4 protein-coding genes are annotated in these 8,524 nt (G+C 71.8%); 2 read left to right on the top strand and 2 right to left on the bottom strand.

The genetic code is table 11. The features are described 5' to 3' along the window. Positions 1-131 precede the first annotated feature (131 nt). Together ACZ6ZR_RS19740 and ACZ6ZR_RS19735 are read right to left on the bottom strand one after the other, a co-directional pair. Complete coding sequence (locus tag ACZ6ZR_RS19740) at positions 132-3,254, bottom strand: TIM-barrel domain-containing protein (protein ID WP_465643982.1); 3,123 nt, start codon at positions 3,252-3,254, stop codon at positions 132-134. Between the two features lie 200 nt (positions 3,255-3,454). Beyond that, entirely contained in the window at positions 3,455-6,001 is a 2,547-nt protein-coding gene (locus tag ACZ6ZR_RS19735; protein ID WP_465643980.1) for a phosphocholine-specific phospholipase C, read from the bottom strand. A 245-nt stretch (positions 6,002-6,246) separates the two neighbouring features. On the opposite strand from ACZ6ZR_RS19735, the gene ACZ6ZR_RS19730 reads away from it, so the two are divergent. Beyond that, a complete protein-coding gene (locus tag ACZ6ZR_RS19730; protein WP_465643978.1) occupies positions 6,247-7,506 on the top strand; it encodes an extracellular solute-binding protein in 1,260 nt (419 codons plus the stop codon). Positions 7,507-7,523: 17 nt separating this feature from the next. Next, positions 7,524-8,519, top strand: coding sequence for an ROK family protein (locus ACZ6ZR_RS19725; protein ID WP_465643976.1), 996 nt, complete (start codon positions 7,524-7,526; stop codon positions 8,517-8,519). Positions 8,520-8,524: the final 5 nt, after the last annotated feature.

The raw sequence follows: 8,524 nt of genomic DNA, 5'->3' as shown, positions 1-8,524 counted from the left end.
CGGTGAGGACGCGGCTCACGGTGGTGCTCGACTTCATTCCGTACTCCCGTTGCAGAGAAGCGGAAAGGGCGGGCCGGCCGGCCGCGCCCGGACGAAGGGCGCGGCCGACCGGCCGGGTGTTCAGCGGGGCGTCACGGGGTGGGGGTCCACCGCTGGGCCGCGCTCCCGTCACAGGTGGCGAGTTGGAGCTTGGTGCCGTTGGCGGTGGCCGCTCCGGCGGGGGTGAGGCAGCGGGTGCCGTTGGTCACGGAGTTGCCGCTGCCGGGCTTCCACTGCTGGCCGGCCGTGCCCGCGGTGCAGGCCTGGATCGCGACCGTGGTCGAACTGCCGTCCAGGCAGACCCCGTTGAGACCGGTCAGGGTCCCGTTCGGCTGGAAGGTCCAGCGCTGGTTGGGGCCGCCGTGGCAGCTGTAGAGGGTCGGCTGGGTGCCGGCCGTGGTGGCGCTGCCCGGCAGGTCGACGCAGCTGGAGGACGCGCCGTTGACCAGCTCCACGTTGCTCGGCAGCGGGGTGGCCTTCCCGGTGGCGGTGATCTCCGCCGCGCTGGTCCACGGCCCGCGGTTGCCCGCCTCGGTCAGTGCCCGCAGCCGCAGGTAGCGGCCGGTGACCGGGGCGAAGGTGATCGGCTTGGCGGCGGCGGTGTCGGCGAAGGTTCCGGTGGCGACCGCCGTGCCCCAACTGGTGGAGCTGTCCGAGACGTAGACCTCGTAGTTCCCGATCCGCCCGTTGACGCCGCCGTCCTGCCGGGGCAGGTAGGTGAGGCCGTCGACGTCGTAGCGGGCGCCGAGGTCGATCTTGATCTCGTGCGGCAGCGGGTCGGCGGTGCCGGACCACTTGGTGTGCCAGATGGTGCCGGTGTTGCCGTCGAAGGCGTTGGTGGCGGCGCCGTTCTCGCCCGAGGTCTCCTGGCTGTCGGCGGCGACCAGGGTCCAACCCGCCTGGGAGATCGGGGCGGAGGTGGACGGGATGGCCGAACCGGGCGTCACGGCAAGGCCGTTGGCCGTCACCGAGAAGGCGCCGGACTTGCTGCCGGTCTTCACCCGAAGCACGCCGGAGCGGTCGGTGGCGTCGAAGTACCAGCCGCTGGCGGCGGCGTCGTAGGCGCTCTTCGAGGCCAGCGCGGTCAGCGCGGTGCCGTCCACCGAGACGCTGCTCGGCGCAGCGGCCGCGTGCAGGGTGAACTGGTAGCCGCGGGAGGCCGGCTTGCCGGTGTAACTACCGGTGCTGGCACCGACGTTGACCGTCACGTTGCCGGTGCCCGAGGTGGGCGCGGAGACGGTGACCGCCTGAGTGGCGGAGGCGCCGCTCTGGTAGGCCCGGGTGATGCCGTCGTCCTCGTAGAGGGTGAACGAGGAGTCGCCGCGCGGGTAGACGTCGTAGGTCAGGGTGTCCACCGGCTTCTCGCCGGTGTAGTTCATCTTCGGCCACATCGGCACGATGCCACCGCCCTTGACGAACAGCGGCAGGGTGTCCAGCGGGGCGGAGTACCCGTTCAGCCAGCCCGGGCCGTTGTACGCCTTGCCGGTCCAGTAGTCGGTCCAGGTGCCGGCCGGGAGGTAGATCCCGTCCCGGGTGGCGGTGTCGGTGACCACCGGGGCGACCAGGAAGGAGTCGCCGGCCATGAACTGACCGCTGGTCAGGTTGCCGCGCGCGACCGGGTCGTTCGGGTACTCCAGCACCATGGCGCGGGTGGAGGGCACGCCGGTCTGCGAGGCGGTGTGGCTCGCGGTGTAGAGGTAGGGCATCAGCTGCATCTTGAGCTGCAGGTACTTGCGGTTGATCGACAGGTACGGCTCGGCGAAGCGCCACGGCTGCTTGTCCGAGTACCCGGCGGTGGGGTTGGTCGGCCCCCAGCCGGACATGGTCATGAACGCCGGGGTGAAGGCCTTCCACTGGAGGTCGCGGGCGTAGGTCTTCGGGCTGCCGCCGAAGATCCCGTCGACGTCGCCGGAGGCGTAGTTGAGGCCGGACAGGCCCGCGCCGGTGATGGCCGGGACGTGCCAGCGCATGGCGTCCCAGGTGCCCGAGGTGTCGCCGGTCCAGACCACGGCGTTGCGCTGGGTGCCGGCCCAGCCGTCCACGGTCCAGACGTAGCGCCGGGCGTCGGAGTTGTTCTCGATGCCGTTGACGGCCTGCTTCACGCCGTCGAAGGCGTACTTGTAACCGCCGCCGATCCAGGCCACGTCGGTCTTGACGCCGCGGCTGCCGGCCACGCCGACCTCGTTGTCGATGCCCGACAGGCCGGTGGAGGTCCACAGCCCGGTCTGGAAGCCCTTGGCCTTCAGGCCGTCGACGGACGACTTCAGGTCGGTGTAGCCGCAGCCGTAGCCGTCGTTGGGCAGGAACCAGCCCGAGGGCATGTCGGCGTTGCGGGCGTCGGTCGCGTAGCCCACCACGTCGGGGGTGGTCTGGTGCCGGGCCCGGGTGTGGTCGCCCTGGTAATCCGGATTGGAGGCGTTGAAGCAGTCGGCGTTGCCGAGTTCGAAGCCCCACATCGGTGCCAGGAACGGCTTGCCGGAGACGTCGGTGTAGGCGTTCAGCACGCCCTTGAGCGAGTCGCCGACCACGTACCAGGCGTCGAAGCGCTTCTCGTCGTGGGTGAACGAGCCGGGCGAGTTGAAGGCGTAGCTGCCCGGCGCCCAGGTGTTGCGCATCACGCCGTAGCCGTTGGTCGACATGTAGAACGGCGCCGGGCTGGCGTTGTCGTTCTCGCGCCACTTGTTGTTGACCGAGATGGGCACGGTCTTGCCGCGCAGCGCCCACTCACCGAGGCGCAGCCCGGTGCCGTAGAACTGCTCGTCGGCTCCCTGGGCGAGGAACTGGGTGGTCTGGGTGCCGGTCCAGCTGGTGGGCTGGGACTCCTGCCAGACCGGGGTGGTGTTGTCGGCCCGGTAGACGGCGAACTGCATCGGGGACTTGTTGACCCGGATGGTCAGCGAGGCGGTGTCGATCCGGAAGTAGCTCCCGGCGTCGGACCAACTCGTGGTCACCGGGCCGAAGTCCGTCTTCACGGCCAGGTCGGCGCCGGCCGGGTCGTCGGTGAAGGCACCGGTCGGCGAGAGCCAGATCCGGAAGATGTCGGCGCGGGCGATCACCACCCGGGCCTTGGCTCCGGTCGACGCGGTGACGGTGTAGGTGTTCCCGGACTGGGTGACCGCGGTGGCGTTGCCCGCGGTGGCGGCCGCCGCCGAGGACACCGGGCCGGCCACCGAGAGCACCGCTCCCAGCATCGCGGCGACCAGCCCGGCGGCCAACGGCCGCCTCCTGCCCCATCGTTGTGTCCAGCGTTCTGTGCTACGGCGCATGCGACGTCCTCCACGGGGGATGGATGCAGCCCGGATCGCGGGCTGCGCAGGGCATGACATCATTCACCAAAAGTGCAGTCAAGAGCTCGAACGTGCTTACAGCAGCACAGTTTCAATCAATTCTGAGCAGAAAGGCCCCGGGGCCGCCCCTACCAGCCGAGCGGGGCGAGGCCGGCGGCGCTGGTCCACGGGCCCCGGCCGCCCGCCTCGGTGAGGGCGCGCAGCCGCAGGTAGCGGGCGGTGGTGGGCCAGCAGCGGATGGTCTTCGCGGCGGCGGTGTCGGCCAGGGTGCCGGTGGCCACGGGGGTGCCCCAGGTGCTGCCGTCGCTGCTCAACTGCAGTTCGTAGCGCCCGATCCGGCCGTTCGCGCCGCCGTCCTGCCGGGGCAGGTAGAGCAGGCCGGTGACGGTGCGGTCGGCGCCGAGGTCGAGCTGGATCTCGTGCGGCAGCGGGTCGGCGGTGCCGGACCAGCGGGTGTGCCAGAGGGTGGCCGGGTTGCCGTCGACGGCGTTGACCGCGGCGCCGTTCTCGCCGGTGAGCTCCTGGCTGTCGAAGTACTTGACGGTGCAGGGGAGTTGGGCCGAGCCCATGGTGGGGTCGCTGATGCTCTCGGCGCCGTTCTCCAGGTGGCCGGCGAAACGGCGGACGAATCCGTCGGTGGTGGAGGCGGTCACCGTCAGGTCGTACCAGCCGGCCAGCGCGCCGCCGGCCGAGAAGTAGTCCTCGGTGTTCGCGCCCGGGGCGAGCTGGTAGGCCCACGGGCCGCCGCCGCGGTTGTCGGTGCGGACGGTCAGGGTGCAGGCGGCGGTGCCGGTGTTGGTCATCCGCAGCCAGACCAGACCGGCGGCCGGGTCGTGCCGCAGGGTGACCTCGGGGTTGGCGTTGCCGGAGGTGGTGGCGGTCACCCGGTTGCCCGCGAAGCGGCGGACGTAGCCGTTGGGGCCGGTCACGGTGAGGTCGTAGGCGCCGGTGGGGGTGCCGGCCTGCCAGGTGTCGGTCAGCGACCTGCCGGCCTCGACGGTGTAGCGCCACGGGCCGTCGGTGCGGAAGGCGTTGGCGTGCACGTAGAAGTGGGCGCCTGCCGTGCCGTTGTTGGTGAAGGTGAGCCCGAGCGAGGCGGCGGTGGCGCTCGCCGAGACGGCCAGGTCGTACGGCAGCGGCCTGGCGGTGCGCACTCCCGGCTCCTGACCGGGCGTCAGCTGGGTGGCGGGCGGGGCCGGGTTGGTCCCGCGCGGGCCGCCGGTGGGTACGGGGGTGGGAAGGTTCGGGAAGGAGGCGGTGGCCTGGGTGGTGTCCAGGGCGGAGGTGAGGTCACCGCAGACGGCCCGCCGCCAGGGCGAGATGTTCGGCTCGGCGATGCCGGTCCACTTCTCCAGGAAGCGCAGCACCGAGGTGTGGTCGAAGACCTCGGAGCAGACCTTGCCGCCCCGGCTCCACGGCGAGACCACCAGCAGCGGGACGCGCACGCCGAGGCCGATCACCTCGCTCCCGTAGAGCTCGTCGCCGAGCGCCGCGGTGGACAGCCCGTCGTTGGCGGTGACCGGCGGGGCGGGTGGCGGCACGTGGTCGAAGTAGCCGTCGTTCTCGTCGTAGTTGAGCAGGAAGAGCGTCTTGTTCCACACCTCCGGGGTGGAGGCGAGGGCGTCCAGCACCTGCTTCACCAGCTCGGCGCCGGTGTTCGGGCCCCAGTCCGGGTGCTCGGACTGGTTCTCCGGCGCCACGATCCAGGAGACCGCCGGGAGCCGGCCGGCCGCGACGTCGGCCCGGAAGGCGGTGGCGAGCTGACCGGGCCTCAGCCGGGCCAGGCCCCGGTCGTACAGGCTGCGTTCGGCCGCGGTGAGGGTGGTCAGGCCCTGGTCGAGCTGGGCGAGCAGCTGGGTCTGCCGGGCGGGGGCGGCGGCCTGGAGCGCGTAGTGGAAGTACTCCAGGTTCGGGAAGGCCTTGCCGGCGTCGTCCCGGGCGTAGGCCACGGCCTTCCGGCCGATGGAGAGGAAGGTGGTGAAGTAGTCGAGGCTGTTGTCGCCGTAGTTGTCCCACTCCTGGTAGGTCTTCCAGCTGCGGCCGGCCGCTTCGAGCCGCTCGGCGTAGCTGGTCCAGGTGTAGCCGGTGTGGCCGGGGTTCTGCCAGGCCGCGTTGCCGACCGCGCGCTGGGTGGTGCTGCCGGGTTCGTAGCCGAGCTTGCCGGACCACATGAAGAGCCGGTTGGGGTTGGTGGGCCCCAACTCCGAGCAGTGGTAGGCGTCGCAGATCGTGAAGGCGTCGGCGAGCGCGTGGTAGAACGGCAGCGCGGCCCGGTCGAAGTGGGCCATGGTCTGGGTGCCCTTCTTCGCCACCCACTGGTCGCTGCGGCCGTTGTTCCAGGCGGCGTGGCCCGAGGTCCAGTCGTGCGCCGTCCCGGAGAGGAACTGGTCGCCGACCCGGAACGGCAGGACGGACCCGGTGCCGTTCGGCTGCTTGAACACCGGGTTCCCGTTCGGGAGGGTGACGGCCGCCGGGTCGTTGAAGCCCCGCACCCCGCGCAGCGTGCCGTAGTAGTGGTCGAACGAGCGGTTCTCCTGCATCAGGACGACGACGTGCTCGATCGCTCCGAGCCCGCCGGTGGGGGCTTCGAGCGCGAGCGCCTCGCGCACGCTCAGCGGCAGGAGACTGAAACCGGAGGCCAGGGCGCCAGCCCTCAGCAGGTCACGACGCTTCACGGTGTGACTCCTCATCAGTGGGGGATGGGGGTGCTCAAAGCTGCGTGATATGTGGCAATCGAGCGCAGTTTTGCGCAAACCGTGGCAGTCTGGCCGGTCCCCGTCAAGAGGGCTGTCGTGAACTGTCGTGATCTGCCGTGATGGGATCGCGATGTGCGGAGCATGGGCACGCGTGCGCACAGCTGATTGAATGTGCGTCGTTCCCATCAGGTTCATGCAGATGATCGTGGAAGGCCGTCTTCGCCGTGAACGAGCGACTCCTCACCCTGCTGGCGTGCGGCACCATCGGTGCGCTCACCCTGACCGCCTGCGGCAGCGGCGGCGGCACCTCCTCGGGCGGTCCGGTGACCCTCGAACTGGTCGCCGCCGACTACGGCGACAAGGCGGCCAACAGCTCCGAGCTCTACTGGAGCGACCTCGCCCGGCGCTTCGAGGACTCCCACCCGAAGGTCAAGGTCCATGTCCAGGTGGTGAGTTGGAACGACATCGACGAGCGGGTCAGGACGATGATCCGCGACGGCGAGCAGCCGGACGTCGTGCAGACCGGCGGCTACGCGGACAAGGTCGCCGACAAGCTGCTCTACCGCGCCGACGAGGTGCTCTCCGGCAGCACCCTGGGCAAGATCCTCCCTACCTTCGCCAAGGCCGGCGAGGTCGACGGCGTGCAGTACGGCATCCCGTTCGTCTCCTCGGCGCGCGCCTTCTTCTACAACAAGGCGGTCTTCGCCAAGGCCGGCGTCACCGAGGTCCCCAAGAGCTGGGACGACGTCAGGAAGGCCGCCGAGCTGATCAAGGCGAAGGTCCCGGGCGTGACCCCCTACGCCCTCCCGCTCGGCCCCGAGGAGGCCCAGGCCGAGAGCACCCTCTGGGAGCTGGGCAACGGCGGCGGCATCGCCGACGGAGGCGGCTACACCCTCGACGGCCAGGCCAACGTCGAGACCTTCACGTGGCTGAAGGCCAACCTGGTCACGCCCCGGCTCACCTACGCCAAGCCCGCCGCCACCGACCGCAAGACCGCTTTCGCGGACTTCGCGGCGGGCCGGGCCGCGATGCTCAACGGCCACCCCTCGCTGATCCAGCAGGCCAGGGACGGCAAGGTCGACTACGGCGTGGCCCCGATCCCCGGCCGCAGCGGCGCGCTCAAGTCCACCCTGGGCGTGGCGGACTGGACGATGGCGTTCCGGAAGAACGGCCACCGCGAGCAGATCAAGCAGTTCCTGGACTTCGTGTACGCGACCGACAACACCCTCGCCTTCGACGAGCTCTACAACCTGATGCCGGTCACCCAGGACACCCTCGACGCGATGAACTCCAGCGGCACCCACAAGGACCTGGAACCGTTCTTCGCCCTGCTGCCGCAGGCCGCCTTCTACCCGCTGGGCGACACCGGCTGGGACAAGGTCTCGGCCGACATCAAGAAGAACGTCGGCGTCGCACTGGACGACCCGGCGAAGGTCCTCGGCGAACTCCAGGCCCGGGCGAAGGCCACCGGACCCGCCCGGTGAAGGTGCCGCCGGCCCGGGTGCCACTGGTACCCGCGAGGCCGGTAGGGCCGGTCGGGCCGGTCGGGCCGGTGGTGATCGGGCTGGAGATCGGTGCCACCCGGCTCAGGTCGGTGGTCACGGCGGGGGACGGTTCCGTGCTCGCCTCCGCGCTGCGGCACACCGCTGCGGAGGAGGGACCGGACGCGGTGGTCGAGCGGATCCTCGACCACGCGGCCGAACTGACGCGCCGTCACGCCCCGGCGGCGGTGGGCCTCGCGGTGCCCGGCACCGTCGCGGAGGCGACCGGCACCTGCGTCCGCGCCACCGCCCTCGGCTGGCGCCAGGTCCCGCTGCGCCACTGGCTCGCGGAGGAGCTCGGCCTCCCGGTGACCATCGGCCACGAGGCCGGCGCCGGCGCCCTCGCCGAGAGCCTGGGCTCCGCCCGCCGCCCGCGCCGCTCGCTGCTCTTCGTCTCGGTCGGGACGGCGGTGGGTGCAGCGCTGGTCCACGACGGGCCGGCCCGGGCCGGGGACCTGGGACACCTGAGGACCGAGGCGGGCGGCGGGCCGTGCGCCTGCGGGGCGGTCGGCTGCCTGGAGACGGTGGTCGGTGACCGTGCCGTCAGCCGCGCGTACCGCCGCGCCACCGGTGAGACCGGGGTCACGGCCGTCGAGGTCCGCCGTCGCGCCTGGGCCGGTGACCCGATCGCGACCCGGGTGTGCGGCCGGGCCGTGGCGGGCCTCGCCGAGGCGCTCGTCCCGGGCGTGCTGCTGCTGGCCCCCGGACAGCTGGTCATCGGAGGTGAGTGGGCCTCGGCCGGGCGGCCGCACGTCGAGGCCCTGCGGGCGGAACTGTCCGCGCGGCTGCCCGCGGGACGCACGCTGCCCCTGGTCCGCCCCGCCCGCCTCGGCCGCCGGGCCGGGGTGCTGGGCGCGGCCCTGCTCGCCCGCCGCCACCTCGCCACCGTCCGGCCGTCGGCCGGGCCCGGACGCACGAAACCGCCGTCCCCGCGGGGGACGGCGGCTGCGGGCTGACGAGC

This window comes from Kitasatospora sp. NPDC088742 (assembly GCF_055584905.1).
Note: the sequence above shows the minus strand (reverse complement) of the source record. Positions and strands in the feature narration are given on the sequence as shown.